The sequence below is a fragment of the Nocardiopsis halophila DSM 44494 genome (assembly GCF_000341245.1).
GTDB lineage: Bacteria > Actinomycetota > Actinomycetes > Streptosporangiales > Streptosporangiaceae > Nocardiopsis_A > Nocardiopsis_A halophila.
On the sequence record NZ_ANAD01000024.1, the window covers coordinates 1 to 25881 of the forward strand.

The 25881-nt window shown below is 72.4% G+C and carries 20 protein-coding genes and 1 pseudogene; 6 read left to right on the forward strand and 15 right to left on the reverse strand.

Features of this window, described 5'->3' with window-relative positions; all coding sequences use genetic code 11:
* Positions 1 to 210: 210 nt before the first annotated feature.
* Both D450_RS0102850 and D450_RS0102855 read right to left on the reverse strand, forming a co-directional pair.
* Positions 211 to 576 carry a hypothetical protein gene (locus D450_RS0102850; protein WP_017537168.1) on the reverse strand — a complete coding sequence of 122 codons (366 nt, stop codon included), beginning with the start codon at positions 574 to 576 and terminating at the stop codon, positions 211 to 213.
* On the reverse strand, positions 573 to 839 hold the full coding sequence (locus D450_RS0102855; protein WP_017537169.1) for a hypothetical protein: 267 nt from the start codon (positions 837 to 839) through the stop codon (positions 573 to 575). The genes D450_RS0102850 and D450_RS0102855 overlap by 4 nt, the downstream gene beginning before the upstream one ends.
* A gap of 432 nt (positions 840 to 1271) precedes the next feature.
* Here D450_RS0102855 and D450_RS0102865 point away from each other — a divergent pair, with 432 nt between their 5' ends.
* Together D450_RS0102865 and D450_RS0102870 are read left to right on the forward strand one after the other, a co-directional pair.
* Positions 1272 to 2126, forward strand: a complete 855-nt coding sequence (locus D450_RS0102865; protein WP_017537171.1) for a helix-turn-helix domain-containing protein — start codon at positions 1272 to 1274, stop codon at positions 2124 to 2126.
* Between the two features lie 10 nt (positions 2127 to 2136).
* Positions 2137 to 2334, forward strand: a complete 198-nt coding sequence (locus tag D450_RS0102870; RefSeq protein ID WP_017537172.1) for a DUF397 domain-containing protein — start codon at positions 2137 to 2139, stop codon at positions 2332 to 2334.
* Positions 2335 to 2395: 61 nt separating this feature from the next.
* On the opposite strand, the gene D450_RS0102875 is transcribed toward D450_RS0102870, so the two are convergent.
* Both D450_RS0102875 and D450_RS0102880 read right to left on the reverse strand, forming a co-directional pair.
* On the reverse strand, positions 2396 to 3085 hold the full coding sequence (locus D450_RS0102875; RefSeq protein WP_017537173.1) for a class I SAM-dependent methyltransferase: 690 nt from the start codon (positions 3083 to 3085) through the stop codon (positions 2396 to 2398).
* Positions 3086 to 3209: 124 nt separating this feature from the next.
* A complete protein-coding gene (locus tag D450_RS0102880; RefSeq protein ID WP_017537174.1) occupies positions 3210 to 3662 on the reverse strand; it encodes a glycine-rich domain-containing protein in 453 nt (150 codons plus the stop codon).
* A gap of 165 nt (positions 3663 to 3827) precedes the next feature.
* Between D450_RS0102880 and D450_RS0102885 the strand changes: the two genes are divergently transcribed.
* A complete protein-coding gene (locus tag D450_RS0102885; protein ID WP_039820075.1) occupies positions 3828 to 5228 on the forward strand; it encodes a helix-turn-helix transcriptional regulator in 1401 nt (466 codons plus the stop codon).
* A gap of 183 nt (positions 5229 to 5411) precedes the next feature.
* A complete protein-coding gene (locus D450_RS0102890) occupies positions 5412 to 5654 on the forward strand; it encodes a DUF7683 domain-containing protein (RefSeq protein WP_241483034.1) in 243 nt (80 codons plus the stop codon).
* A 353-nt stretch (positions 5655 to 6007) separates the two neighbouring features.
* Here the strand turns inward: D450_RS0102890 and cimA are convergent, their stop codons facing one another.
* The 9 genes and pseudogenes from cimA to gatB all read right to left on the reverse strand — a co-directional run bounded on the left by cimA (position 6008) and on the right by gatB (position 20790).
* Positions 6008 to 7585, reverse strand: a complete 1578-nt coding sequence (gene cimA / locus D450_RS0102895; protein ID WP_017537177.1) for a citramalate synthase — start codon at positions 7583 to 7585, stop codon at positions 6008 to 6010.
* A gap of 336 nt (positions 7586 to 7921) precedes the next feature.
* A complete protein-coding gene (locus D450_RS0102900; RefSeq protein WP_017537178.1) occupies positions 7922 to 9046 on the reverse strand; it encodes a branched-chain amino acid aminotransferase in 1125 nt (374 codons plus the stop codon).
* Positions 9047 to 9263: 217 nt separating this feature from the next.
* Entirely contained in the window at positions 9264 to 10325 is a 1062-nt protein-coding gene (locus D450_RS0102905) for a 3-isopropylmalate dehydrogenase (RefSeq protein ID WP_017537179.1), read from the reverse strand.
* Between the two features lie 501 nt (positions 10326 to 10826).
* Positions 10827 to 12416: a phosphoglycerate dehydrogenase gene (gene serA, locus D450_RS0102915; protein WP_017537181.1), complete on the reverse strand. Its 1590-nt coding sequence runs from the start codon at positions 12414 to 12416 to the stop codon at positions 10827 to 10829.
* A gap of 194 nt (positions 12417 to 12610) precedes the next feature.
* Positions 12611 to 13687, reverse strand: coding sequence for a ketol-acid reductoisomerase (ilvC, locus tag D450_RS0102920; protein WP_275041881.1), 1077 nt, complete (start codon positions 13685 to 13687; stop codon positions 12611 to 12613).
* A complete protein-coding gene (ilvN, locus tag D450_RS0102925) occupies positions 13684 to 14208 on the reverse strand; it encodes an acetolactate synthase small subunit (RefSeq protein WP_017537183.1) in 525 nt (174 codons plus the stop codon). The genes ilvC and ilvN overlap by 4 nt, the downstream gene beginning before the upstream one ends.
* A gap of 41 nt (positions 14209 to 14249) precedes the next feature.
* Positions 14250 to 16016: an acetolactate synthase large subunit gene (locus D450_RS0102930; RefSeq protein WP_017537184.1), complete on the reverse strand. Its 1767-nt coding sequence runs from the start codon at positions 16014 to 16016 to the stop codon at positions 14250 to 14252.
* A gap of 369 nt (positions 16017 to 16385) precedes the next feature.
* Positions 16386 to 19168 (reverse strand): annotated as a pseudogene (locus tag D450_RS29275) (putative bifunctional diguanylate cyclase/phosphodiesterase).
* A 125-nt stretch (positions 19169 to 19293) separates the two neighbouring features.
* Positions 19294 to 20790, reverse strand: coding sequence for an Asp-tRNA(Asn)/Glu-tRNA(Gln) amidotransferase subunit GatB (gatB, locus tag D450_RS0102940; RefSeq protein WP_026124667.1), 1497 nt, complete (start codon positions 20788 to 20790; stop codon positions 19294 to 19296).
* Positions 20791 to 21101: 311 nt separating this feature from the next.
* Between gatB and D450_RS0102945 the strand changes: the two genes are divergently transcribed.
* Both D450_RS0102945 and D450_RS0102950 read left to right on the forward strand, forming a co-directional pair.
* Positions 21102 to 22322, forward strand: a complete 1221-nt coding sequence (locus tag D450_RS0102945; protein ID WP_017537186.1) for a thioester domain-containing protein — start codon at positions 21102 to 21104, stop codon at positions 22320 to 22322.
* A gap of 366 nt (positions 22323 to 22688) precedes the next feature.
* Positions 22689 to 23924, forward strand: coding sequence for a thioester domain-containing protein (locus tag D450_RS0102950; RefSeq protein WP_017537187.1), 1236 nt, complete (start codon positions 22689 to 22691; stop codon positions 23922 to 23924).
* A gap of 131 nt (positions 23925 to 24055) precedes the next feature.
* Here D450_RS0102950 and gatA read toward each other — a convergent pair whose 3' ends face one another.
* Positions 24056 to 25555, reverse strand: a complete 1500-nt coding sequence (gatA, locus tag D450_RS0102955) for an Asp-tRNA(Asn)/Glu-tRNA(Gln) amidotransferase subunit GatA (RefSeq protein ID WP_017537188.1) — start codon at positions 25553 to 25555, stop codon at positions 24056 to 24058.
* Positions 25555 to 25854, reverse strand: a complete 300-nt coding sequence (gene gatC, locus D450_RS0102960; RefSeq protein WP_017537189.1) for an Asp-tRNA(Asn)/Glu-tRNA(Gln) amidotransferase subunit GatC — start codon at positions 25852 to 25854, stop codon at positions 25555 to 25557. Before gatC ends, gatA begins: the two co-directional genes overlap by 1 nt.
* Positions 25855 to 25881: the final 27 nt, after the last annotated feature.

A 25881-nucleotide genomic window follows, 5' to 3' on the forward strand; every position in this document is an offset into this window, starting at 1 on the left:
TCCCCCGAGATCAACGGCGAGGAGGGGGCGCGCACCCGGGGCGGGGCCGCCGGTCACGCCGCAGCGGTCGCACCGTTCACAAGGACGCGGCCGAAAGCTCTACCACTCCAGCGGACACGACCGGGAGCGGTGGCCCGCCCGCCGCGCCGCCCGGTGTCGGAGGCGGGGCATCGGGCGCGGCGGGTGCACTTCCGCTCGGTGTTCAGTCGGTTATTCCGTGGCCGAGTTCCTGAGGGCCGCCACCTCTGCGGCGCGACTCTCGGAGGGCTGTTCCATAAGGGCCGCGAGGTCGTGGCGCTCGCGTGCGGCCTTCTCGAATTCGCGCGCATCGCCGCCCTTCGCTCCAGGCGGCACGAGGCTCAGGCACCGGTCGGCGCGCCCCAAGAGGACGCCGAAGACCTCCAGGTCATGGCAGGCGAGTCCGAAGCCGTGGACCGCGTGTTCGGCCGTGAACAGCAGAGCGGAGCCGTCGCTGGTGTAGCCGACGCCCCAGGAGGGCGCATAGCGCAGGGCCAGTTCGACGAAGCGGGCGTACCGGTCGCCGCCCAGGCGGGGCGGGGTGTAGCTGATGCTCATGCCGCACACCCGGTTCCGTCGTCGGGGAACTCCTCCGGGAGGCGGCGGAGGCCTTCGACCACGGCCTCCAGGGGGATGTGCGGAGCGGCCCGCAGGACGCCGCGCGCCGCATCGGCGCGGATGGCGAGAAGGGCTTGCCGGTCGCGCCAGTTGCCGGAGCGCACGGGGACCGCGAGGACGGACAGTAGGGCGTCGATGAGGTCGTCGGCGCCGGCCGTGCGGTAGGCGGGGCACGGCGGCCCGGTGGTGGTGCGGCGGGTCATCGCGCGGCCTCCGCCCGGACGGCGAGCAGCTCGCGCACCAGCGGGGCGAGCTCGGCACGCAGGTCATCGAGGCCGTCGGAGCGGCGCAGGGGCGGCGCGGTCACCGCGCACGGCACGGTCGGAGCGGCCTGGCGGAAGCGGCTGCGCGAGTGCCGGCCGCGCGGTCGCGGAGTCGGCACCAGAGCCACCAGGGCACGAAGAAATCGCAGGTAGGACACGGGTCCCCCAGGGGGTCGAGCCGGATGGGAGGTCCGGCGGGAACTTCCAGGTAGCCCAATGGTGACCCACGGCAACGAAATCTGCAATATCCAAGTAGCATGAATATTGAAAGTCGAACGCAATAGCCATGTCTGATGGATGGTGCACTTAATGTCGGATTTCCGTGCACGGAGCGTAGGATCGGGGCGTCCGACCCCCGTGAGGAGCCCTGACTTGCCTGCAAGCCCAACGCTCCGGCGCCGCCGCCTCTCGCAACAGTTGGACGCGCTCCGCCAGGCCGCAGGCATGACCGTGGATGCCGCGGCGAAGGCCGCGAAGAAGCTCCGTCCGGACCGACCATGGTCAGCCGCGAAGATCACTCGCTTGGAGAACCGTGAGTGGCGGCGGCTTCAAAGTGATGACGTTCTCGCACTCCTCGACGTCTATGGGGTCACAGATAAGGCTGAACGGGACGCCTACGTCCGCCTTGCCCTGGAAGCAAGCCAAACCGGCTGGTGGGTGGGGTACAAGGACGTGCTCGGGGCCGGCGCCTACGTGGATCTGGAGACCGAGGCATCGAGGATCCGGACCTACCAGCCACTCGTCATCCCCGGCCTGCTTCAGACCGAGGAATACGCCCGAGCCGTCGTTCGCGGTCATACGGTGACCGACGACCGAGAGGTGGAGCGACGGGTGGAGGCGCGCATGATGCGACAGCAGATCCTGTCCCGCACTGATGGACCGCGTCTGTGGGCCATCGTTGATGAAGGGGTACTGCGGAAGGTCCCGGAGTCAGCCATGCGGGAGCAGGTGCGCCACCTCATCGAGATACAGGCGTCAAGGCGCGTACAGTTTCAGATCATCCCGGACGCCGCCGGACCGCATGCGGGCATGGGCGGTTCGTTCGTGATCCTGGACTTCCCGAGTGATCCCAGCACCGTCTACCTGGAGCACTCCATGTCCGGGCTCTTCCCGGAGGACAGCGTAGAACTTGAGCACTACGAGACGGTCTACGATCATCTGCATGCAAGCGCGCTCTCCGTCGAGGAATCGACCGCCTACCTGAAGCGCCTGCTCATTGATCACTAAAGGAACACCATTGTTCAAGGAACCCCGCAACCTGGTCTTCCGTAAGTCGAGTTACAGCGTCGGCAAGGGCCAGGACTGTGTAGAGGTCGCCAACACCCCTGACGGCGCCGCCGTACGCGACTCCAAGCATCGAGATGCTGGGCACATCGCCTTCTCAAAGGAGGAGTGGGCTGTGTTCCTGACCGATGTGAAGGCGAGTCACCTGTAAGCACGAGAACGAGACGGGCCCTAGCCTCAGCAGGGCCCGTCAGTGCTTCTCCGAGCGCAGCTCACCTAGCCCGACAGGCAGTGGCGATCAGCGTACCCAACAGTTCGGGGGCAGGGGCTGGGTGGATGCGCACGTCCACGTCGGTGAAGCCGTATCTGGCCAGGAGGTCGGCCCACTGCTCCGGCTCGTACGCCCACCGGTACAGCCACACCGGCCGCCCGGTGAACCCGGCCCCGTACATGCCTTGAGGGCCGTAGGCGCCGGGGACCGCCGGTGCATGGGAGAAAACGAGCCGGCCGCCGGGCTCCAGACGGTCGAGGATGAGGGGCAGCAGACGCTCCGGGTCGGTGAACCACACCGCGCCCCAGATGGAGTAGACCGCTTCCCAGCGCCGTCCGCCCGCGCCGGACAGGAAGTCCACCACCTCTGAGCGCACGAACTCCGCGTTCGCCAGGTGGCCCCACCGGGCGGCCGCCCGTTCCCGCTGTACAGAAGAGACGTCGACCCCGGTGGCGTCGATGCCCTTGGAGGCGAGCGCGGCGACGGCGTTGCCGCGGCCGAACCCGAGTTCCAGGGCGGTGGCGGGCTGGCCGAGCAATTCGTCGCCGGGCCCGTGCCCCTCGTACTGGCACCAACCGAAGGCGTTCTTCAGGGCTTCTTCGGGTGTCTCGGCGTCGGCCTGTCCAGTGCCGTAGCGGTCCCAGTAGCCGACAGGGCTGGTGGTCTGCGCGGGGTCGATGCGTGTGCTCATGATCTCCGGTACCCGTGTGGCCGCTGCGTGGTGGCCGACACGGTAGCGCCAGGTGCTCCATGATCACCGGTGAACACAGCAGCGGGGCCCGAGCGATGTGCTCGGGCCCCGCGTGGTCAGAGGGTCAGTGGCAGTCGGAACCGGGGTAGCAGGGGGTGCACTTGGCACCGTCGCGCTCCCACAGCGGCCAGTCGACGGCGAACCCGTTGTGCTCGATGATGTGGGCGGTCTCCATGACCGACCCGTCGTACTTGAACTCGATCTCGGGGATGTGCTCCAGGAAACGGCCGCCGAAGTGGCGGTGGCAGAACTCACGGTAGTTGACGGTGTCGAGGATGAAGCCGTGCACGGCGATGTCGATGAGCGGCCCGCACCCGAGCCCGAGTTGCCGGCCGTTCTTTTCCATGGCGGTGATCAGGTAGGCCACAGCCTGCCCGAAGCACCTGTTCGCCATGACCGTGTCCCACGGGTGGTCGCGGGTGAGCAGGGCGATCTCTCGGTCCCACATGTCGGCGGGAACGAGGTCGCGGGGGTCGCGGGGAGCGGTGCGAACCGCTTCCTTGGCAGCGGTGATCATCGGCGGGTTCCTCCTACGAGGGGAGACCTGTCGGACACCTTCCAGGAGACGGCTCGGGGGACGCGGGGCTCAATGACGTCGGGTGAGGATGGCATTGCCCCGCGGGGCAATGCCTCCGCCGGTGGCTCCGGGCTAGCCTCGCACCACCCCCTGTCGGAGGTGCCCATGCCGCCGATCACCCGTCGCCACCGCGCCGAACTGGCCCGCGCCGCCGCGCAGATCCGTGTAGAGGGCCAGCGCTCCGGACGGAGCGTACAGGCGGTAGCCGCCGAGATCGGTCGGCGCCTGCCGCAGATCCGTCCGCTGGAGGCCCACCGGCATGCCTACGCGTGGACTCGCCGCCAGCTCGCCGACGCCGTCGTGGAGGCGATACGCGCACGCGGGCTGGCCGACCCCGGGCTCACCGAGGCTCGCATCTGCCGGTGGGAGCACGACGGGGTCCGCCCTTCCGCAGATTACGCCGAGGCGCTGGTCGAGGTGTTCGGTGTTCCCCCGGCGCGCCTTGGCCTGACCGCCCCCGGCGCGGATTGGTACCGTCAACCCCACCCGTGCGCCCAGGGAGTCACCATGGCCGACCACTCACCGCTGACTGCGGTGACCGACAGCATCGCGCTGCACCTGGAAGTGGAGGGGCCGACAGGTGGACCGCAGACCCGAGAACAGGTGCATCGGGCCCTGGAGTACTTCGCCACACGCTATGGGGACCATCCGCCAGCGGTGATGGCTTCCGAGGTGCACCGGTGCCGCGGCCTGGTCGTGGGCATGCTCGCCCGCCGTCAGGCCGACCGGGACCGCAGGGAGCTGCGCACCTTGGCGGGGTGGCTGTCGGGGTTGCTTGGGGACTTCGTGTTCTCGGCCTCCGACTACGAGGGGGCCCTCATCCATCTGGGCACCGGCGCCCGTCTCGGAGCCGACGTGGGGGATGCCCGTCTGGCGAGCTGGAGCGTGGGAGCGCAGTCCATGGTCGCCGGCTTCCGCGGCCGCGATGCAGACGCCGTGGACTTGGCTGTACAGGCGGGCGAGCTTGCAGCCGGATCGCTTCAACATGCGCAGATGGCGGCGTGGTGCGAGCTTCGGCCGCTTGCCCGTATGGGGCGATCGCGGGAGGCCCGGGAGGCGGCCCGGCGGGCGCAGCGGAGCATGGAAGACGCTGAGGAGGAGCCCAAGACCCGATGGGGGTTCGACCGGCCGGAGCTGCACCAGCACCTCGCGGAAGCGCACCTTGTGCTCGGCGATCTCGCGGATGCGCGACGCCACGCCGGGACCGCACGCGGGATGAAGCGGATCGGATCCGGTGGGTGGGCGGCGGCGACTGCGATCTTGGCGCGCACTGCCGCTGCCGACCATGATGCCGAAGGGGCATGCGCGCTCGCCGACGAGCTCTTGGACACGGTGCCCGCGGCTTCCCTGCGGGAGACGACTCGCCACCGCCTATACGCGCTCCAAGACGACCTGGCAACCGCCTCTGTCGTCGGTCCTGCCTCCCGGGCGTTCGCCGATCGCCTGCGGGCGCTGCCCGCCCATGTACCGATCCAGCGGTCCAGTCCTGAGCCTAACGGCCAGTAGTACCGACTGCCCGGCCCACGGAGTCTCACCTTGGCCTTCCGGGGAAGACGGCCGCCTGGCGATCGCGGCGCCGGACCACTGGGGTGGGGTGGGCCCGCCGAGCAACACCAGCCCAAAGCAAGGGACGGTGGGGATGCGGCCCCGCCCCGGGGGCTTAGGAGGATGCTGGAGGGCGTGACGAGGATGGAATTACAGCGTGAGGTCTGCGGCTATGGCCGGGAGTCCGAGTTGCTCGCCTGGAGCACTCCGATCGGTGAGGAGTCTGCGCGTTTCCTCGCCCGCTTCCTGGAGCTCGGCGACGACCGCGACATGGTGTTCTGCTACGACCTGACCGGTCGCGCGCTGGAGGAGGCCGCGCGGCTGGCGGGCTTCGAGATCCGGTCCGACCTCGACTACACCCTGGAGGCGTTCGCGCCGGATGGCTGACGGCCGGGGCGGAGGAGCAGCCCGCTCCCCTGGGGCCCGGCCGTCGGGGCGGGTGAGGGGCGCGGCGCCGCACCACGGGGGTGGGGTGGGCCCGCCAAGCAACACTGGCCCAAAGCAACGGACGGTGGGGATACAACCCCGACCCACCCCACTACCGCAGCCGGACAGAGCACGGGTCGCCCCCGGCCCCCTGCCCTGCTAGCGCTGCTCGGCTCAGGCCCGGGCTCTGCCCTTCCCTCCCGCTCCCTCCCACACACGCGGTGCCGCACCACGGGGGCGCGCCGAGCAACATTGGCGCGAAGCAAGGGACGGTGGGGACGGCGGCCCCGGCCCCGAGGGCCGGGNNNNTCCTCCTACTCCCCGTGGCCCTGGCGCATGAGGCCGTACCTCACGGCCTGCTCCAGGGCGGTCCACGAGGCGTCGATGACGTTCTCGCCGACGCCGACGGTGGTCCACTCGCCGCGGCCGTCGCCGAAGGTGACCAGGATCCGCGTCACCGCGCCGGTGCCGCCGCCTTCCAGGATGCGGACCTTGTAGTCCACCAGCCGCAGCGCCGCCAGCTCGGGGAACACCCCCTCCATCGCCTGGCGCAGCGCCCGGTCCAGGGCGTTGACCGGGCCGTTGCCCTCGGCGGTGGCGATCACCCGCTCGCCCTTGACGTGCAGCTTCACGGTGGCCTCGCTGACCGCGGCCCCGTCGGGGCGGCGCTCGGTGATGACCCGCCACGATTCGGCGGCGAAGAGCTCCGGGGCCTGGCCGAGTTCTTCCCGCAGGAGGAGTTCGAGGGAGGCGTCCGCCGCCTCGAAGCTGTACCCGCGGGTCTCCATCTCCTTGATCCGCTCGACCGCCCGCGCCGCCGGCGCCCGGTCGCCGCCCAGGTCCACGCCCAGCTCCTCGGCCTTGAGCTCGATGGAGGCGCGCCCCGCCATGTCGGACACCAGCATCCGCATGACGTTGCCGACCTGCTCCGGGTCGGTGTGCTGGTACAGGTCCGGGTCGACCTTGATGGCCGAGGCGTGCAGCCCCGCCTTGTGCGCGAACGCCGACACCCCCACGTAGGGCTGGTGGGTGGCCGGGGCGATGTTGACCAGCTCGGCGATGGCCGTAGAGACCCGGGAGGCCTCGGCCAGGCGCCCCTCGGGCAGCACCTTCCGCCCGTGCTTGAGCTCCAGCGCCGCGACCACCGAGAACAGGTCGGCGTTGCCCACCCGCTCCCCGTACCCGTTGGCGGTGCACTGGACGTGGGTCGCCCCCGCGTCCACCGCGGCCAGGGTGTTGGCGACCGCGCACCCGGTGTCGTCCTGGGCGTGGATGCCCAGCCGCGCCCCGGTCCCCTCCAGGACCCGCTCCACGGTCCGGCCGACGCCGGCGGGCAGCATCCCGCCGTTGGTGTCGCACAGCACCGCCGCGTCGGCCCCGGCCTCGGCGACGGTGCGCACCGCCTCCAGGGCGTACGCGGGGTCGTAGAGGTAGCCGTCGAAGAAGTGCTCCAGGTCCACGAAGACCCGGCGCCCCTCGGCCCTCAGGTGGGCCACCGTGTCGGCGATCATCGCCAGGTTCTCCTCCGGCGTGGTGCGCAGCGCACGCTCCACGTGCCGGACGTCGCTCTTGGCCACCAGCGTCACCACGGGAGCACCCGAGTCGCGCAGTGCGGCGACCTGTGGGTCGTCCGCCGCCTCGGCCCCCGGCCGGCGGGTCGCGCCGAACGCGGTGAGCCGCGCGTGCTCCAGGTCGAGCTCTTGTGAAGCCCTCCGGAAGAACTCGGTGTCCTTGGGGTTGGCCCCCGGCCAGCCGCCCTCGATGAAGCCCACGCCGAAGGTGTCGAGCAGCCGCGCGATGGCGAGCTTGTCGGCGACGGTCAGTGCGATCCCCTCGCGCTGGGCCCCGTCGCGCAGTGTCGTGTCGAAGACGTGGAAGCTCTCGTCTGGCATCGGTGGTACTCCCGAGTCGGATGCTGCCCGTGGTGCCGGAGCCCGCCCGCGCGCCGCCAATAAAAAAGACCCCTCGTGGACACGAGAGGTCGGCGCGCCGGCGGGGTCCGCTTTCAGCCGGCGCGCCTCACGATAATGATCACCTGAGACGGCACGCGGCCAGTCTGCCACAGCGTCCCCGCAGAAGCGGAGTTCACGGCGGAATCGTCTCACGATTCGGGACGGAGATTCCTGGATCCGGACGTGCGCGGGCCGTTCGGCGGGCACGTCGGCGCGCGCGTCGGAGGCGTGCCGCCCCGGCGGGAGCAGGGCCGGGGCACGGTCACCGCCGGGGTCTCAGGCCTTGGGGAAGGTGCGGATCCACCCGTGGGTGTCGGGCCGCTTGCCGTACTGCAGGGCCACCAGCTCCTCGCGCAGGCGCATGGTCACCGGGCCCGGCTCGCCGGTGCCGACGGTGAAGGCGCCCTGGGCGCTCTTGACGTGGCCGACGGGCGTGATGACCGCGGCGGTGCCGCAGGCGAAGACCTCGGTGATCTCCCCGCTGACCGCGCCCTGGCGCCACTCCTCGGTGGAGATGCGGCCCTCCTCGGCGGGCACGCCCAGCTCGGGCGCGAGCTTGAGCAGGGAGTCGCGGGTGATGCCGGGCAGCAGCGTGCCGGTGAGCCCGGGGGTGAGGATGCGGGCGTCCTCGCCGGAGCCGAAGACGAAGAACAGGTTCATCCCGCCCATCTCCTCGACCCAGCGGTGCTCCACCGCGTCGAGCCAGACGCACTGGTCGCAGCCCTGCTCGACCGCTTGGCGCTGGGCCAGGAAGCTGGCGGCGTAGTTGCCGGCGAACTTGGCCTCACCGGTGCCGCCCGGGGCGGCGCGGGTGTAGTCCTCGCTCAGCCACACGGTCACCGGACGGACGCCGCCGCTGAAGTAGGGGCCCGAGGGCGAGGCGATCAGCCCGAACAGGTAGCTGGACGAGGGCCCGTTGACGCCCAGGCCGACCTCGGTGGCGATCATGTAGGGACGCAGGTAGAGGCTGGCGTCCTGCTGCGTGGGGATCCAGTCCCCGTCGTGTTCGAGCAGCAGCTCGATGGAGCGGACGAACAGCTCCTCGGGCAGCTCGGGCATGGCCATGCGCCGGGCGCTGCGGTTCATCCGCTCGGCGTTGGCCTCGGGCCGGAAGCACGCGGCGGTGCCGTCCGGGTGCCGGTAGGCCTTGAGCCCTTCGAAGATCTCCTGCGCGTAGTGCAGGGCCTTGGTGGCCGGGTCGAGCACGAGGGGCCCATAGGGCTCCAGCTTCGCGTCGTGCCACCCCTTCCCCTCGGTGTAGCGGATGGTCACCATGTGGTCGGTGAACACATTGCCGAACCCGGGGTCGTCCAGCAGCGCTGCTCGCTCCTGCGGGGTCCTCCGCTGGGACGAGGGCCGGACGTCGAACGTCAACCCGCTTGTGGTGGTGCCGTTGCTCATGGGTCTCTCAGGTCCTCTCACCTACGTCGGTCCGGCAGCGCTGCCGGTCCGGGTTCCAGTCTGACGGAAGCGGCGCGTCCGCTGCCAGTGCCCGGCGGGCGGGCGACGGCGGCGGACCCGGGCGCGCCGTAGGAGAGGGCACCTGGGAGGAGGGCTCCCGGTCCGGCCGCCCGGCCTGGTGGGGGTGCAGGGCCGAACCGGGAGGGGGTGTCGCGGTTCAGTCCTGCCCGGCTACTCGGCGGACCAGGTCGTCGCCGATCTGCGCGGTGGAGCGCGCACTCTGCTCCTTGGCGCGCACCTGCAGGTCCTCGGCGACCGCGGCCTCGACCCGCCGGGCGGCGGCGGGCAGGCCGAGGTGCTCCAGCATCAGCGCGACCGAGAGCACCGTGGCGGTCGGGTCGGCCTTGCCCTGCCCCGCGATGTCCGGGGCGGACCCGTGGACCGGCTCGAACATGCTGGGGAAGGCGCCGACGGGGTTGACGTTGCCGCTGGCGGCCAGCCCGATGCCGCCGGTGATCGCGGCGCCGATGTCGGTGATGATGTCGCCGAACAGGTTGTCGGTGACGATCACGTCGAACCGCTCGGGCTGGTTCACGAAGAACATGGCCGCCGCGTCCACGTGGCAGTAGTCCACCGCCACCTGCGGGTACTCGGCCCCCACCTCGCGCACGGCGCGCTGCCACAGGTCGCCGGCGTAGGTGAGCACGTTGTCCTTGTGCACCAGGGTGAGCGTGCGGCGGGACCGCTCGGCGGCCTTGGCGAAGGCGTAGCGCACCACCCGCTCCACGCCCATCCGGGTGTTGACGCTGTCCTGGGTGGCGATCTCGTCCGGGGTGCCCTTGCGCAGCACCCCGCCCATCCCGGCGTAGGGCCCCTCGGTGCCCTCGCGGACGACGAGCATGTCGATGTCCTCGGGGGCCCGGTCGGCCAGCGGGGTGGACACGCCCGGGTAGAGCCGCACCGGGCGCAGGTTGACGTAGTGGGCGAAGGCGAAGCGCAGCCGCAGCAGCAGGCCGCGTTCGAGCACCCCGCTGGGCACCGAGGGGTCGCCCACGGCGCCCAGCAGGATCGCATCGTGCCCGCGCAGCCGGGCCTCCACCCCGTCGGTGAGGGTCTCGCCGGACGCGTGCCAGCGGCGGGCCCCCAGGTCGTACTCGGTGGTCCCCACGTCCAGGTCGTCCCCGGCGGCGGCCGAGAGCACCTTCAGCCCCTCGGCGACGACCTCCGGGCCGATCCCGTCGCCGGGGATGACGGCCAGATCAACGGTGCGCGCAGCCATACAGCCAGCCCTGCCTATCGAATCGGTGCGATCCCGGCATCTCACATACCGAGACCGGCGTTACGTTCTCTGAGACAACTCTAGCGCCCCTCGGGCGTCCCGTTGTCCCTGCGCTCGAAGGCGTCCTGCAGGGCGCGGGCGGCCTCTTCGCGGTCCTCGGCGGGGGTGTCGGCGGTGTCGTACATGGCGGTCCTCCTCGTCCGCGCCCGCACAGGGGCGCGCTACGGCGGTGCAGAACAGATGCAGTGCAGAAAGGTGAGGAGACGCGTGTGTGCACACGTGGAGAGCGCGCGGTGGTCCGGCCCTGCGGAAGTGGTCCTGCGGGGCTCCGGCCGGCCCGGGCCCGAGTTGCGGGCGGGGGCGGCGGGGCGCGCGGCCGCGGCGCGGAGTCGCGCCGACGGGATTATTCGGACGACAGAATATCGGATGTCCGATCTTCTCTCCAGGGCCCCCGGGGGAGAAGTGCGGAAAAGACGGCGGGGGGGGNGCGTGCGGAGGGGGTCAGTCCTCCAGGTCCACCTGGCGGGTGGTCTCGGCGCGGATCTCGGTGGAGATCGCCTCCAGCGTCGGGCCCGGGATGGCCGAGTCGACGGTGAGGATGATCAGCGCCGTGCCGCCCTGGGTGTCCCGGCTGACCTGCATGCCGGCGATGTTCACCGAGGACTCGCCCAGCAGCGCGCCCACGGTGCCCACGATGCCCGGGCGGTCGTCGTAGGACAGGAAGGCCATGTGGTCGCTGAGCGCGATCTCCATGCTGTAGCCGTTGACCTCGACGAGCTTCTCGGTCTGCCGCGGCCCGGTCAGGGTGCCCGACACCGATACCCGGCGGCCGTCGGAGAGCACCCCGCGCACCGTGATCAGGTTCCGCCAGTCGGCGTCCCCCTCCCCCGTGCGCAGGTTGACCTCCACCCCCCGCTCCTTGGCCAGCAGCGGGGCGTTGACGAAGGTCACCGCCTCCTCGACGACGCCGCCGAACACGCCCTTGAGCGCGGCCAGCTCGACCACCTTGACGTCGTGCGCGGCGATCTCCCCGCGCACCTCCACGTCGATCCGGGTGGCCAGGCTCTCGGCCAGGGAGGTGAAGATGCGCCCCAGCTTCTCGGCCAGCGGCAGCCCCGGCTTGACCTCCTCGGCCACCGCGCCGCCCTGCACGTTCACCGCGTCGGGCACGAACTCCCCGGCCAGCGCGAGCTTGACCGAGCGCACCACCTGGGTGCCGGCCTTCTCCTGGGCCTCGTGGGTGCTGGCGCCCAGGTGCGGGGCGACCACCACGTTCTCGAACTCGAACAGCGGGCTGTCGGTGCACGGCTCGCTGGCCCACACGTCGATGCCGGCGCCGGCCACCCGCCCCTCCTTGATGGCGCGGTACAGGGCGTCCTCGTCGAGGATGCCGCCGCGGGCGGCGTTGATGACCCGCACGCTGGGCTTGACCTTGTGCAGGGCCTCGTCGCCGATCAGGCCCAGGGTGTCCTTGCTCTTGGGAAGGTGGATGGTGATGAAGTCCGAGCGCTGCAGCAGCTCGTCCAGGCTCACCATCTCCACGCCCATCTGCGCGGCGCGGGCCGGCTGCACGAAGGGGTCGTAGGCGATGAGCTTGGTGCCGAAGGCCGCCAGGCGCTGGGCCACCAGGGCGCCGATGCGCCCGAGGCCGACCACGCCCACCGTCTTGTCGTAGACCTCCACACCGGTGTACTTCGACCGCTTCCACTCCCCGTTGACCAGGGCGTTGTGCGCGGGGGCGGTGTTGCGGGCGCTGGCCAGCAGCAGGTTCACGGCCTGCTCGGCGGCGCTGATGATGTTGGAGGTGGGGGCGTTGACGACCAGGACGCCGGCCTTGGTGGCGGCGTCGACGTCGACGTTGTCCAGACCCACCCCGGCGCGGGCGACGACCTTGAGCTTCGGGGCGGCCGCGAGCGCCTCGGCGTCGACCTGGGTGGCGCTCCGCACGATCAGGGCGTCCACGTCGGCGAGGGCAGGAAGCAGCTGGGAGCGGTCGGCGCCGGTGGTGTGGCGGACCTCGAAGTCCCCCTCCAGGAGAGCGAGTCCGGCGGGCGAGAGTTCTTCCGCGACGAGTACGGAGGGCTTGGGCACAGCGTGATCCTTATGTGGGTTGCCAGTCGGTCTCTGTCGGGTGCGTCGGCCGTGAAAAGTCTAGTCCGGCAGTCGGGATCGCGGGCGGGGAGGGCGAGGGTTGTGATCCTTCCCCCGCATGCGCGGGGCGGACGGCGCGCGCACGCGCCGTCCGCCCGCCGCCGGCCCCCGGCAGGACGCGACCGGGCCCGGCCTCAGCCCTTGAGCCAGCTCATCAGCGGGCGCAGCTCGGCGCCGACCTTCTCGATCGGCTCGTTCTGCTCGGCCTCGCGCCGCTTGAGGAAGTTGGGCCGACCGGCGTCGAACTCGGCGACCAGCTCCCGGGCGTAGGTGCCGTCCTGCACCTCGGCCAGGATGCGCCGCATCTCCTCGCGGGTCTGCTCGGTGATCACCCGCGGGCCGCGGGTGTAGCCGCCGTACTCGGCGTTGTCCGAGACCGACCAGTTCATCTTGGAGATGCCGCCCTCGTAGAGCAGGTCGACGATCAGCTTGACCTCGTGCAGGCACTCGAAGTAGGCCACCTCCGGCTGGTAGCCGGCCTCGGTCAGGGTGGCGAAGCCGGCCTTGATCAGCTCGGCCAGGCCGCCGCAGAGCACGACCTGCTCGCCGAACAGGTCGGTCTCGGTCTCCTCGGTGAAGGTGGTCTTCAGCGCGCCGGCGCGGGTGCCGCCGATGCCCTTGGCGTAGGACAGCGCCAGCTCCCAGGCCGAGCCGGAGGCGTCCTGCTCGACCGCGACCAGCACCGGCACGCCGCGCCCCTCCTCGAACTGGCGGCGCACCAGGTGGCCCGGGCCCTTGGGGGCGACCATGGCCACGTCCACGTCGGCCGGCGGCTCGATCAGGCCGTAGCGGATGCTGAAGCCGTGGCCGAAGAAGAGCGCGTCGCCCTTGCTCAGGTTCGGCGCGATCTCCTCGGCGTACAGGTCGCGGTGGATGTGGTCGGGCACCAGGACCATGATCAGGTCGGCCTCGCGGGTGGCCTCGGCGGGGGTGAGCACCCGCAGGCCCTCCTCCTCGGCCTTGGCGCGGCTCTTGGAGCCCTCGGCCAGGCCGATGCGCACGTCCACCCCGGAGTCGCGCAGCGACAGCGCGTGCGCGTGCCCCTGGCTGCCGTAGCCGATCACGGCGACCTTGCGCCCCTGGACCGTGCTCAGGTCGGCGCTGTCGTCGTAGTACATCTGTGCTGCCACGTCGGAGTGCTCCTTGCTCGTGTTTCTTGTCGTCTTGTCCGCCGCCCGCCGCTCGTCCGCCGGGGCGCGGCGCGGGCTCAGGCGCTGCGCTCCACCGGGCGCAGCGAGCGGTCCGTGATCGACCGGGGGCCGCGGCCGAGCGCGACCAGGCCCGACTTGACCAGTTCCTTGATCCCGTAGGGCTCTAGGTTGCGGATCAGCGCATCGAGCTTCTCGGGTTTGCCGGTGGCCTCGATGACGACGACGTCGGTGGAGACGTCGACGATGTTCGCGCGGAAGAGCTCGGCGGTCTGGACCACGTGGGGGCGGCTGGAGGCGTCGGCCTTGACCTTGGCCATCAGCAGTTCCCTGCGGACCGATGCGTCGTTGTCCATCTCGACGATCTTGATGACGTTCACGAGCTTGTTGAGCTGCTTGGTCACCTGCTCCAAGGGGTGGCGGTCGCAGTTGACCACGATCGTCATGCGGGACAGTCCCTCGTACTCGGTGGTGCTGACGCTGAGGGAGTGGATGTTGAAGCCGCGGCGCGAGAACAGCGCCGAGGCGCGGGCGAGGATGCCCGGGGTGTCCTCGACGAGGACGGAGAGCGTGTGCTGGCTCATGGGTGGCTGGCCTTTCTGCTCGTCGCTTCTCGTGGTCCTCGTCAGTCCTCGTCGCCCCAGTCCGGCGCCATGTCGCGCGCGTACTGGATGTTGTCGTTGCTGACGCCCGGGCCGACCATGGGCCAGACCATCGCGTCGTGGTGGACCGTGAAGTCGACCACGACGGGGGCGTCGTCGACGGCCATCGCCTTCTCGATGGTGGCGTCGACGTCCTCGGGCCGCTCGCACCGCAGTCCGACACAACCGTACGCCTCGGCCAGCCGCACGAAGTCCGGGATGCGGACCTTCTCCTCCTCTTCGGGCGGGGAGGTCTGCAGGTTGGTGTTGGAGTAGCGGCCCTCGTAGAACAGGGTCTGCCACTGGCGGACCATGCCCAGGTTGCCGTTGTTGACCACCGCGACCTTGATCGGGATGCCTTCGATGGCGCAGGTGGCCAGCTCCTGGTTGGTCATCTGGAAGCAGCCGTCGCCGTCGACCGCCCACACGGTGCGGTCCGGCTCGGCGACCTTGGCGCCCAGCGCCGCCGGGACCGAGAAGCCCATGGTGCCCAGGCCCCCGGAGTTGAGGAAGGCGCCGGGGCGCTCGTGCCCGATGAACTGGGCGGCCCACATCTGGTGCTGGCCGACGCCGGCGACGTAGGTGGACTCGGGGCCGGCGATCTCGCCCAGCCGGCGGATGACGTGCTGGGGGGACAGCCCGCCCTCCTCGGCCGGCTCGTAGCCCAGCGGGTACTCCTCGCGCAGCCGGTTCAGCTGGGCCCACCAGGACTCGTAGTCGCCGCGGCGGCCCTCGGACTGGTCCTTGCGCACCGCCACGACCAGGTCGGCCAGGACCTCGCGGCAGTCGCCGACGATGGGCACGTCGGCGTGGCGGTTCTTGGAGATCTCGGCCGGGTCGATGTCGGCGTGCACGATGGCCGCGTCCTTGGCGAAGCTGTCCAGGCGGCCGGTGACCCGGTCGTCGAAGCGCGCGCCCAGGGCGACGACCAGGTCGGCCCGCTGCAGGGCGCCGACCGCCGGGACGGTGCCGTGCATGCCCGGCATCCCCAGGTGCTGGGGGTGGGAGTCGGGGAAGACGCCGCGCGCCATCAGGGTGGTGACCACCGGGACGCCGGTCAGCTCGGCCAGCACCCGCAGCTCCTGGTGGGCGCCGGCGCGCAGTACCCCGCCGCCGACGTAGAGCACCGGGCGGCGGGCCTGGGCGATCAGCCGGGCGGCCTCGCGGACCTGCTTGCCGTGCGGCTTGGTGACCGGGCGGTAGCCGGGCATGTCCAGGCGCTCCGGCCAGGCGAAGTCGGCCTCGGTCTGCAGGGCGTCCTTGGCGATGTCCACCAGGACCGGGCCGGGGCGGCCGGTGGAGGCGATGTGGAAGGCCTCGGCGATGGTCCGGGGGATCTCCGCGGCGTCCTTGACCAGGAAGTTGTGCTTGGTTATCGGCATGGTGATGCCGCTGATGTCGGCCTCTTGGAAGGCGTCGGTGCCGATCATCGGGGTGGCCACCTGGCCGGTGATGGCGACCATGGGGACCGAGTCCATGTGCGCGTCGGCGATGGGGGTGACCAGGTTGGTGGCGCCCGGCCCGCTGGTGGCCATGCAGACCCCGGGGCGGCCGGTGGCGTAGGCGTAGCCCTCGGCGGCGTGCCCGGCGCCCTGCTCGTGGCGCATCAGGATGTGCCGGACCTTCGGGGAGTCGTAGAGGGGGTCGTAGGCCGGGAGGATCGCCCCTCCGGGGATCCCGAACACCACGTCCACACCGGCGTGCTCCAGTGACCTGATCAGCGAACGTGCTCCGGTCATGCGCTCGGTCATCGAAAGATCCTTCGGTCGCGATCCTGGGGGTCCAGCCGTGGCAACAAAAAACCCTCCACCGCGGATGCGGTCGGAGGGAGGCGCGCAGCAACGTGGACTCGGTCAGCTGGCTGCGCGCCGACCAAGTACGAGAATGAGGGTGGTGTTGCTCTGCACGGTGTCAACCTTGGCGAACCCGGGGGCGGGCGTCAACCGATTCCCGACATCATCTCACCATGTGGGATGTGACGTGGCGCATACTCACCCGGCACCGACCCTCGTTCGTCCGTCCTGACCTGGGAAGATATCCGCAGCCGGAAGCGAGCGCGCGCGGCCGGTCCACGATGCGGACGCCCCACCTGCCACACGCGCCGGTCAGGAGGCGGCCGGTCACATCGGGATGCCCGCCCCGCCGCCGACGAGCGCCTCCACGCCCTCGGCCGCCATCGGCCGGGCCACCAGGAACCCCTGGCCGTGCCCGCAGCCCATGGAGCGCAGCTTCTCCAGCTGCTCGGGGCGCTCGATGCCCTCGGCCACCACCTGGACCCCCAGGTCCTGTCCGAGCCGCACGATGGTGTGGGTGAGCAGGGTGACGGTGCCGTCGGCCCCCAGGTCCCGGACGAAGGAGGGGTCGATCTTGATCTCGTCCACCCGCAGCTCGCGCAGGTGGGCCAGGGAGGCGTACCCCATCCCGAAGTCGTCGATGGCCAGCCGCACCCCCAGCCGGCGCAGCGCGGAGAGCCGCTCCACCGCCTCGCCGGGGTCCTCCAGCAGGACCTCCTCGTCGACCTCCAGCGTCAGCACCCGGGCCGGCAGGCCGCTGTCCTCCAGCGCCTGCGCCACCGTCTCCACGAAGCGCGCGGACAGGATCTGGCGCACCGACAGGTTCACGCTCAGCCCGATGTCCCACTCGGCCGCCCGCCACAGCGCCACCTTCTCGCACGCCTCCCGCAGCACCCAGGCGCCCAGCGGCACGATCAGGCCGGACTCCTCGGCCGCGCCGATGAACTCCTCGGGCAGCAGCAGCCGGTCGACCGGCTCCCCCGCGGNGGCTCGCCGTCGGCGTCCTCCTCGCGGCGGCGCCAGCGCACCAGCGCCTCCACCGCGGTGACCTGCGAGCTCTCCAGGTCCACCACCGGCTGGTACTCCAGGGTGAACTCGCGGTCGGCCAGGGCCTGGCGCAGCCGCGCCTGCAGCTCCAGCCGGCCCACCACCTGGGCGTGCATGTCGGCGGCGTAGACCTCCATGCGGCCGCCGCCCTGCTCCTTGGCACGGGCCAGCGCCATGTCGGCGTTGCGCATCAGCTCGCCGGCGTCCATTCCGGACTCGGCGAAGGCCACCCCCGCGCAGGCGGTGAGCACCACCTCGCGGTCGGCCACCTGGAACGGCTCGGCGGCGATCGCCCGGCCCAGCCGCTCGGCCAGGTCCACGACCCGCTGGGCGTGCGCGCCGCCCTCCACCAGCACCGCGAACTCGTCGCCGCCCCACCGGGCCAGGGTCACCCCGGCCACCGCGGCCGCGCGCAGCCGCCGCGCCGCCTGCGCCAGCAGGTAGTCGCCGAAGGTGTGCCCGGCCGAGTCGTTGACCGCGGTGAACCCGTCCAGGTCCAGGAAGATCGCGGCGATCTCCCCCGCGGGGGCCTGCTCCCGGCCGGGGTCGGCGGCCCGCTCCCGGCGGGCGATCATGTCCCGCGCCCGCTCCTCCAGGTAGGCCCGGTTGGGCAGCCCGGTGATGCCGTCGTGGAAGGTCAGGTGGTTGACCTGGTCCTCCAGGGCCACCTGGGCGCTGATGTCGCGGGTGGTCACCAGCAGCCGGTCCGGCTCGCCCGGCTGCTCGTACAGCGAGACGGTGGACTCGGTGTGCCGCCAGGTGCCGTCCCCGGCGCGCACCCGCAGCCGCAGGTGCACGCTGCCCGGGCCGCCGCCCCGCTCGAACAGCCGCACCGCCTCGGCGGTGCGCGGCAGGTCCTCGGGGTGCACGATCGCCGTCACCGGCTCGGCCACCAGGTCGTCCAGGGTGTAGCCGAAGGCCTCGGGGGCGCCGGGGCTGACGTAGAACACCCCGCCGTCGCCCTCCAGGATGAGGATGACGTCGCCGCTGTTGCGCGCCAGCTCGTGGAAGTGGGCCTCGCGGGTGAGCAGCATCCGGTTCAGGGTGCCGTTCTCCTCCAGCAGCCCGGCCATGCGCACCAGCAGCACCAGCACCGCCGACCCGGCGGCCAGCGGCAGCACCGCGGCCACCCCGGGCACGTGCAGCGCCGCCGCGGTGAGCACCACCGCGGCCAGCCCCAGCGCGGCGATCGCGGCGATCTCCGGGGCGAAGCGGTACAGCCCGCGGCCGGTGATCCGGCGCGGGCGCGCCCCGGCCCGGTCCCGGATCAGCCAGGGCAGCGCGCCCAGCAGCGCGAAGCCCAGCAGCCGCACCGGGTACTCGATGCCCCCGGCCGGGGCGTCGCCGGTCAGCCGGGTGACCGCCCCGATCAGGTCGGCCCCGGCCACGATGACGAAGGCCGACATGGCGATCGCCACCGCGCGGCGGGTGCTGTGCGGGGAGGTGAAGGCCAGCGGCGCGATCAGGCACAGCACCGCGATGTCGGCCACCGGGTAGACCAGCGCGAAGCCCAGGTACTCCCCGCCCTCGCCCAGCTCGCTGTAGAGCGGTGCGAACAGCAGCAGCCAGACCACCGCGAACAGCGCGGCCGCCGCCACGTAGGAGTCGGTCAGGTGCCGGGTGACCGGCCGCAGGCCCTGCGGCAGCGGGGCCAGCCGGGTGAACCCCAGCGCGAACAGCGGCAGCGCCACCAGGCTGAACAGGTCGCCCAGGGTCAGCGAGACCGCCGGGCTGGTGGACAGCAGCCCGGTCACCGCCGAGGTGACGGCCCCGGCGCTCCAGGCCGCGGCGGCCAGCCCCAGGTAGCGCAGCGCGGCGGTGCCGTCGGCGCCGTCGGCCCCCATCGGGTCGTCGTCGGCCGTGGCGGCGCGGCGCCGGGCGCTGTAGAGCAGGGAGACCGCGGCCAGGCCGGCGGCCACCCCGGGGGGCCAGTGGCCCATCCGCTCGGTCAGGGTGATGCCCGGCGCGACCTGGACCAGCGTGCCCAGCGCGTACACCACGGTGAGCACCCAGGCCGCACCCAGCCAGATCCGCTGGTCGCCCTTGGCGACGGCCGTGTTCATGGGCACCCTTTTCGGTCGTTGGCGCAGAGCGTGCCGACTCCGCGGCACGGGGCGGCACGGGCCGGGAGCGACCAGGCTAGTCACCCAAGGTCACGCTCGGGTTGAGGGACGGCACCGGGCCCTGCTCAGGCCGTGCCGACCCGCTCCAGGATGAGCTCGCGCGCACGGGCCGCGTCGGCCTGCCCCCGGGTCGCCTTCATCACGTCGCCGACCAGCTTGCCCGCGGCGGCGGCCTTGCCGCCGCGGATCTTCTCCACGATGTCGGGGTTGTCGGCGATCACCTGGTCGACCACCGCGCCCAGCGCGGAGTCGTCGCTGACCACCTTGAGGCCGCGGGCCTCCACGACCTCCTCCGGGGACCCCTCCCCGGCCAGCACGCCGTCCACGACCTGGCGCGCCAGCTTGTTGGTCAGCTCGCCCGAGGAGACCAGCGCGCACACCCGGGCCACCTGCTCGGGGGTGATCGCCAGCGCGGACAGCTCGGTCTCGGACTCGGCGGCGCGCCGCGACAGCTCGTTGAGCCACCACTTGCGGGCGTCGTCGGGCGTGGCGCCCGCCGCCACCGTCGCCTCGACCAGGTCGATGGCGTCGGCGTTGACCAGGTCGCGCAGCTCCTCGTCGCTGAGGCTCCACTCGGCGCGCACCCGCGCGCGCTTGGCGGCCGGCAGCTCGGGCAGGGTGGCGCGCAGCTCCTCGACCCACTCGGCGCCCGGGGCGACCGGGACCAGGTCGGGGTCGGGGAAGTAGCGGTAGTCCTGCGCCTCCTCCTTGCTGCGGCCGGAGACCGAGGCGCCGGTGTTCTCCTGGAAGTGGCGGGTCTCCTGGACGATGCGGCCGCCGGCGTCGAGCACGCCGGCCTGGCGCTCGATCTCCGAGCGGACGGCGCGGTCGACCGAGCGCAGCGAGTTGACGTTCTTGGTCTCGGTGCGGGTGCCCCACTCCCGGGCGCCGACCGGGTTGACCGAGACGTTGACGTCGCAGCGCAGGGAGCCCTCCTCCATGCGCACGTCGGAGATGCCCAGGGAGCGGGCCAGCGCGCGCAGCTCGGCGACGTAGGCGCGGGCCACCTGCGGGGCCAGGTCGCCGGCGCCGGGGATCGGCTTGGTGACGATCTCCAGCAGCGGGATGCCGGCCCGGTTGTAGTCCACGTTGGAGTGGCTGGCGCCGTGGATCCGGCCGGTGGCACCGCCCACGTGGGTGCTCTTGCCGGTGTCCTCCTCCATGTGGACCCGCTCGATCTCCACCCGGAAGGTGCGCGGCCCCTCGGGCGTGTCGACCTCCACGTCGAGCGCGCCGTCGCTGCACAGCGGCTCGTCGTACTGGGAGATCTGGTAGTTCTTCGGCATGTCCGGGTAGAAGTAGTTCTTCCGGGCGAAGCGGCACCAGGAGGCGATCGAGCAGTCCAGCGCCAGGCCGAGCCGGATGGCGCTGGCCACCGCGGCCTCGTTGGCCACCGGCAGCGCGCCGGGCAGCGCCAGGCAGACCGGGCACACCTGGGTGTTGGGGTCGGCGCCGAAGGCGGTCGGGCAGGAGCAGAACATCTTCGAGGCGGTGCCCAGCTCGATGTGCACCTCCAGGCCCAGGACCGGCTCGTACCGCCGCAGGGCGTCCTCGTACGCCACCGGCGCCGCGTCCGCGGCAGTGCCGTTCGTTACCGCGCTGACCATCGCCGCACTACCCGTTTCCGTGCTCGTCGTCGTCACCCCCCGCACAGCGCCGGCCGCAAGGGCCGCCTCCGCGGGGCCTATGAGAAGCCTACCGATGGCCGGGCACCGGCGATGACGGACCGCCGCACGCCCGCCGCACGCCCGGCGCCAAATGTCACAGCCCGCGCACGATTCGGCACCCGCGCGCGGTTCCTCCTGGACGCGGGCGCCCCTGCGGTTACTCTGGCCGCGACCCGTCACCCGTCCGCCGAGGAGCCCGCCCCGCCGTGCCCCGCACCCTGTCCCGCACCCCGGTCCGCGTCCCGGCCCGCGCCGCCGCGGCGCTGCTCGGCGCCGCCGTGCTGGCCTGCGCCGGCGCACCGCCCGCCGCGGCCGCCCCGGACGGCACCGCCCGGGTGGAGCGTGAACAGACCCCGGGGGCGCAGGTGCACCTGGAGGGCGGCGGGGAGGTGCCCACCGTGCTCTACAGCGTGCGGGTGGACGACTCGGCCTCGGTCGCCGCCTACGGCGCCGCCCTGGAGGGCGAGGCGGACCACTCGGCGGCCTACGTCGAGACCGGCTTCACCGCACTGGAGGCGCCCGCGGACGCCGCCGGGCCGGTGGCCTGGGTGGTCGCCAACTCCTACCCCGCACGGCCGCTGGAGGAGCTGTCGGGCCCGGGCTCGGACGGGCTGAGCGAGGAGCAGGCGATCGCCGCCACCCAGGCGGCCGTGTGGCACTTCACCGACGGCGCGGACCTGGCCGGGCCCGGCGCGAGCGGCGGCAACGACGCCCGGGTGGAGCGCTACTACCGGCACCTGGTCACCGGGGCCCAGAGCGCGGCCCCCGCGCCCGCCCCGCCCACCCTGGACCTGGAGCCGCGGCGGATCGAGGGCGCCGACCCCGCGGCACCGCTGGGGCCGCTGCGGGTGAGCACCACCAGCACCGGCCCGGTGCGGGTGGCGGTCAACGGCGCGCCCGGGGCGCGGCTGGCCGACGCCTCCGGCGCGACCGTCGCCGAGGTGGCCGAGGGCGACGAGTTCTACCTGCACGTGCCGCAGGAGCCGGGCGCCGGGGTGGCCACCGTGCACGCCCGCGCCTCCACCGCCGCGCTGCTGCCCGGGCGGGCGTTCGCCGGCCGGAACGGGGTGGCCACGCTGCCGGTGGTCGCCGCCGAGGAGGTGCCCACCGGATCCTCGGCCCAGGTCAAGGCCGACTGGGCGGCTCCGGAGTCCCGGGCGCCCGGCGCGGGGACGCCCCCGCCGGAGTCCGCGCCGAGCCCGCAGGCGCCCGCCCGCGAGCAGGCCGGGGCGCCGGAGTCCCCCTCGCCTTCGGCGTCGGCGGCCTCCCCGGCGGGCCCGCCGCCCGCGGCCGAGGGGGCGCGCTCCACCGGGCCGCTGGCCTTCACCGGGACCTGGGCGGGGCAGCTGGTCGCCCTGGGGGCCGGGCTGCTGGGCGTCGGCGCCGCGGCGGTGCTGGCCGCGCGGCTGCTCCGGAGGCGCCGGTAGGCCCGGTTTCGGCCCCGTGGTTTCGGTCACTCTGGAGACGTGTCCGATTCAGGCCTCGTTCCCCTTGCGCTCCCCAGGTGAACGGGAAATATGCGACACCTCGGACGATTCACCAGAGAAATCCGCCAACCCTGTTGGAAGACCGGAATCGGGTCGCTAGGATCGGGCGGTGCGGAAGTGAAGAATTCGCCCCGCGGCCCCGAGACATCCCGCGGCTCAGGCGATCCCCGGCGCACCCGAGCAGAACCGCTCGGCGACCCTACGGGTGCGCGGCTTCCCCGACCGCTTTCTCCCCCGTCCCCGCCCTTTTCGACCTGGGAGAACGCGGCGCCCCATTTTCCCCGATCCGACCGAACGGGACGCGATTTGACCACGACGATCCACCCCCACAGCACCCCCCGACGCGGCCGCCGCCTGGTCGCCGCCACGGCCGTGAGCGCCGCCGCCGCACTGGCCTTCGGCCTCACCTCGGCCCCGGCTCTGGCCGAGGGCGCCAAGGGGAAGTACATCGGCAACGGCCCCGGCGGTGTCGAGGTCGAGACCACGCACGGTGACATCACGACCAACCTGTTCAAGCTGGAGCTGCAGGACAGCGACACCGTCCTGCAGACCTACTGCATCGACGCCGAGACCGCGATCCGCCCCGGTGCCGGCTACCAGGAGGACTCCTGGGACAGCTACCCGGGCAAGGGCGACACCGCCCAGGCCGGCAAGGTCCACTGGATCCTGCAGAACTCCTTCCCCACCGTCGGCATCGACGACCTCGTGGCGAACTCCGGTGTCGAGGGCCTGGACGAGGCCGACGCCGTCGCCGGCACCCAGGCCGCCATCTGGCACTTCAGCAACGGCACCAAGCTGAAGGAGGGCGGTGGGCACGGCGAGAAGGTCGACGCCCTCTACGAGTACCTGGTCACCGAGGCCAAGTCCCAGCCCCAGGTCCCCGAGCCCGAGGCCTCGCTGACCATCACCCCGGAGACCGCCGAGGGCGCCGCCGGGGAGGTCGTCGGCGAGTTCACCGTCGAGACCAGCGCCGACTCGGTCCCGCTGGTGCTGGACGCCGGCGGCGTCGAGGGGCTCCAGCTGGTCGACGCCGAGAGCGGCGAGCCGGTCGAGAGCGCCGCCGACGGCGACACCCTGGGCATCAAGGTCCCCCAGGACGCCGCCGCGGGCGAGGCCTCCTTCTCCGGCACCATCACGGCCACCGTCCAGGTCGGCCGCCTGTTCCGGGGCGCGGAGGGCGAGAAGGCCACCCAGACCCTGATCACCGCCGAGAACGGGTCCACCGAGGTCACCGCCGGCGCCAAGGCCACCTGGACCGAGGGCGGCGGCGACGAGACCCCGCCGCCGGACGACGGCGACGAGGACGAGGACGAGAAGCCGTCCCCGAGCCCCACGCCGTCCACCCCCGACGAGGGCGGTGACGACGAGGACAAGGGCGAGGACAAGCCCGCCCCCGAGGACGAGAACGAGGACCAGGGCGGCCTGCCGGTCACCGGTGGGGCACTCTACGGCCTGATCGGCGCGGCCGTGGCCGCGGTCGCGGGCGGCGGCGCGGCGATCTACCTGAGCCGCAAGCGCCGGACCGCCTCCGAGGAGGTCTGAGGCGCCTAGGCGCCGCGGGCGTCTGCGCCGTCTCTGCGTGAGACGCCGGGCGTGAGACGCCGAAGGGGGCGGAGGGCCGTCGGCCCTCCGCCCCCTTTCACGTGCCCGGCGTGCCGGGCGCACCCCCGGGGTCAGACCGCGTAGGGGCTGCCGCTCAGGAAGTCGCTCCCGGACCTCTCGCGCAGCGCCGCCTCCACGGCCGCGCCCACCCGGTAGGCCCGGTCGTCGGCCAGCGCCGGGGCCATCACCTGCAGCCCCACCGGCAGCCCGTCCTCGGGCGCCAGCCCGCACGGCACCGACAGCGCCGCGTTGCCCGCCAGGTTGGTCGGGATGGTGCACAGGTCGGCCAGGTACATCGCCATCGGGTCGTCGGTCCGCTCCCCCAGCGGGAAGGCGGTGGTCGGCGCCGTGGGCGACACGAGCACGTCGACGTTGTCGAAGGCCGCCTCGAAGTCGCGCTTGATGAGCGTGCGCACCTGCTGCGCCGAGCCGTAGTAGGCGTCGTAGTAGCCGCTGGACAACGCGTAGGTGCCCAGGATGATCCGGCGCTTGACCTCCGGACCGAAGCCCTCGGCCCGGGTCAGCGCCATGACCTCCTCGGCGCTGCGGGTGCCGTCGTCGCCGGAGCGCAGCCCGTAGCGCATGGCGTCGAAGCGGGCCAGGTTGGACGAGCACTCGCTGGGCGCGATCAGGTAGTAGGCGGCCAGCGCGGTGTCGAAGCTGGGGCAGGACACCTCCACGACCTTGGCGCCCATCGACTCCAGCAGGTCCACGCTCTCCTGGAAGCGCTGCAGCACCCCGGGCTGGTAGCCCTCGCCGGAGAACTGCTTGACCACGCCCACCCGCAGGCCGGCCACGTCGGCGCGGCGGGCCGCCTCGGCCACGGCCGGGACCGGGGCGTCGATCGAGGTGGAGTCGTGCGGGTCGTGCCCGGAGAAGGCCTCGTGCAGCAGGGCCGCGTCCAGCACGTTGCGGGCGAAGGGCCCCGGGGTGTCCAGCGAGGAGGCGAAGGCGATCAGCCCGTACCGGGAGGAGCCGCCGTAGGTGGGCTTGGCGCCCACCAGGCCGCACACCGCCGCCGGCTGGCGGATCGACCCCCCGGTGTCGGTACCGGTGGCCAGCGGCGCCTCGAACGCGGCGACCGCCGCCGAGGAGCCGCCGGAGGAGCCGCCCGGCACCCGGGAGGTGTCCCAGGGGTTGCGGGTGGGCCCGAAGGCCGAGTTCTCCGTGGACGAGCCCATGGCGAACTCGTCCATGTTGGTCTTGCCCAGCACCACCAGCCCGGCCTCGCGCAGCCGCGCGGTGACCGTGGCGTCGTAGGGCGGGCGGTAGTCCTGCAGGATGCGGGAGGCGGCGGTGGTGGGCATGTCCGTGGTGGTGAACACGTCCTTGTGCGCCACCGGCACGCCGGCCAGCGGGCCCAGCTCCTCGCCGGCCGCGCGGCGGGCGTCCACCGCGCGGGCCTGGGCCAGGGTGGTCTCGCGGTCCACGTGCAGGAAGGCGTTGACCGAGCCCTCGACCGCCTCGATCCGGTCCAGGTAGGCCTGGGCCGCCTCTACCGCCGAGGCCTGCCCGGCGGCGATCGCCGAGCCCAGCTCGGCGGCGCTCATGCGGATCAGTTCGTTGCCCATCACTCCTCCTCCCCCAGGATCTGCGGGACGCGGAAGCGCTGGTCCTCCACGGCCGGCGCGGCGTCCAGGGCCTGGTCCGGGGTGAGGCCGGGCCGGGCCTCGTCGGGTCGGTAGACGTTGGCCAGCGGCAGGGCGTGCGAACTCGGCGGGATGTCGCCCTCGGCGGCCTGCTGGACCTTGGCCACCGCGGAGATGATCTCATCGAGCTGGGCGGCGAGGTGGTCGAGTTCGTCCTCGTTCAGCGCCAGCCGCGACAACCGGGCGAGGTGCGCGACCTCATCGCGGGTGATGGCGGACATGGGTTGCTTACCGTTCTCTTCTTGCAG

Coding starts and splice junctions, on each gene's coding strand:
- D450_RS0102850 (WP_017537168.1), bottom strand. CDS start 576: ATGAGCATCAGCTACACCCCGCCCCGCCTGGGCGGCGACCGGTACGCC.
- D450_RS0102855 (WP_017537169.1), bottom strand. CDS start 839: ATGACCCGCCGCACCACCACCGGGCCGCCGTGCCCCGCCTACCGCACG.
- D450_RS0102875 (WP_017537173.1), bottom strand. CDS start 3,085: ATGAGCACACGCATCGACCCCGCGCAGACCACCAGCCCTGTCGGCTAC.
- D450_RS0102880 (WP_017537174.1), bottom strand. CDS start 3,662: ATGATCACCGCTGCCAAGGAAGCGGTTCGCACCGCTCCCCGCGACCCC.
- D450_RS0102885 (WP_039820075.1), top strand. CDS start 3,828: ATGCCGCCGATCACCCGTCGCCACCGCGCCGAACTGGCCCGCGCCGCC.
- D450_RS0102890 (WP_241483034.1), top strand. CDS start 5,412: ATGGAATTACAGCGTGAGGTCTGCGGCTATGGCCGGGAGTCCGAGTTG.
- cimA (WP_017537177.1), bottom strand. CDS start 7,585: ATGCCAGACGAGAGCTTCCACGTCTTCGACACGACACTGCGCGACGGG.
- D450_RS0102900 (WP_017537178.1), bottom strand. CDS start 9,046: ATGAGCAACGGCACCACCACAAGCGGGTTGACGTTCGACGTCCGGCCC.
- D450_RS0102905 (WP_017537179.1), bottom strand. CDS start 10,325: ATGGCTGCGCGCACCGTTGATCTGGCCGTCATCCCCGGCGACGGGATC.
- ilvN (WP_017537183.1), bottom strand. CDS start 14,208: ATGAGCCAGCACACGCTCTCCGTCCTCGTCGAGGACACCCCGGGCATC.
- D450_RS0102930 (WP_017537184.1), bottom strand. CDS start 16,016: ATGACCGAGCGCATGACCGGAGCACGTTCGCTGATCAGGTCACTGGAG.
- gatA (WP_017537188.1), bottom strand. CDS start 25,555: ATGGGCAACGAACTGATCCGCATGAGCGCCGCCGAGCTGGGCTCGGCG.
- gatC (WP_017537189.1), bottom strand. CDS start 25,854: ATGTCCGCCATCACCCGCGATGAGGTCGCGCACCTCGCCCGGTTGTCG.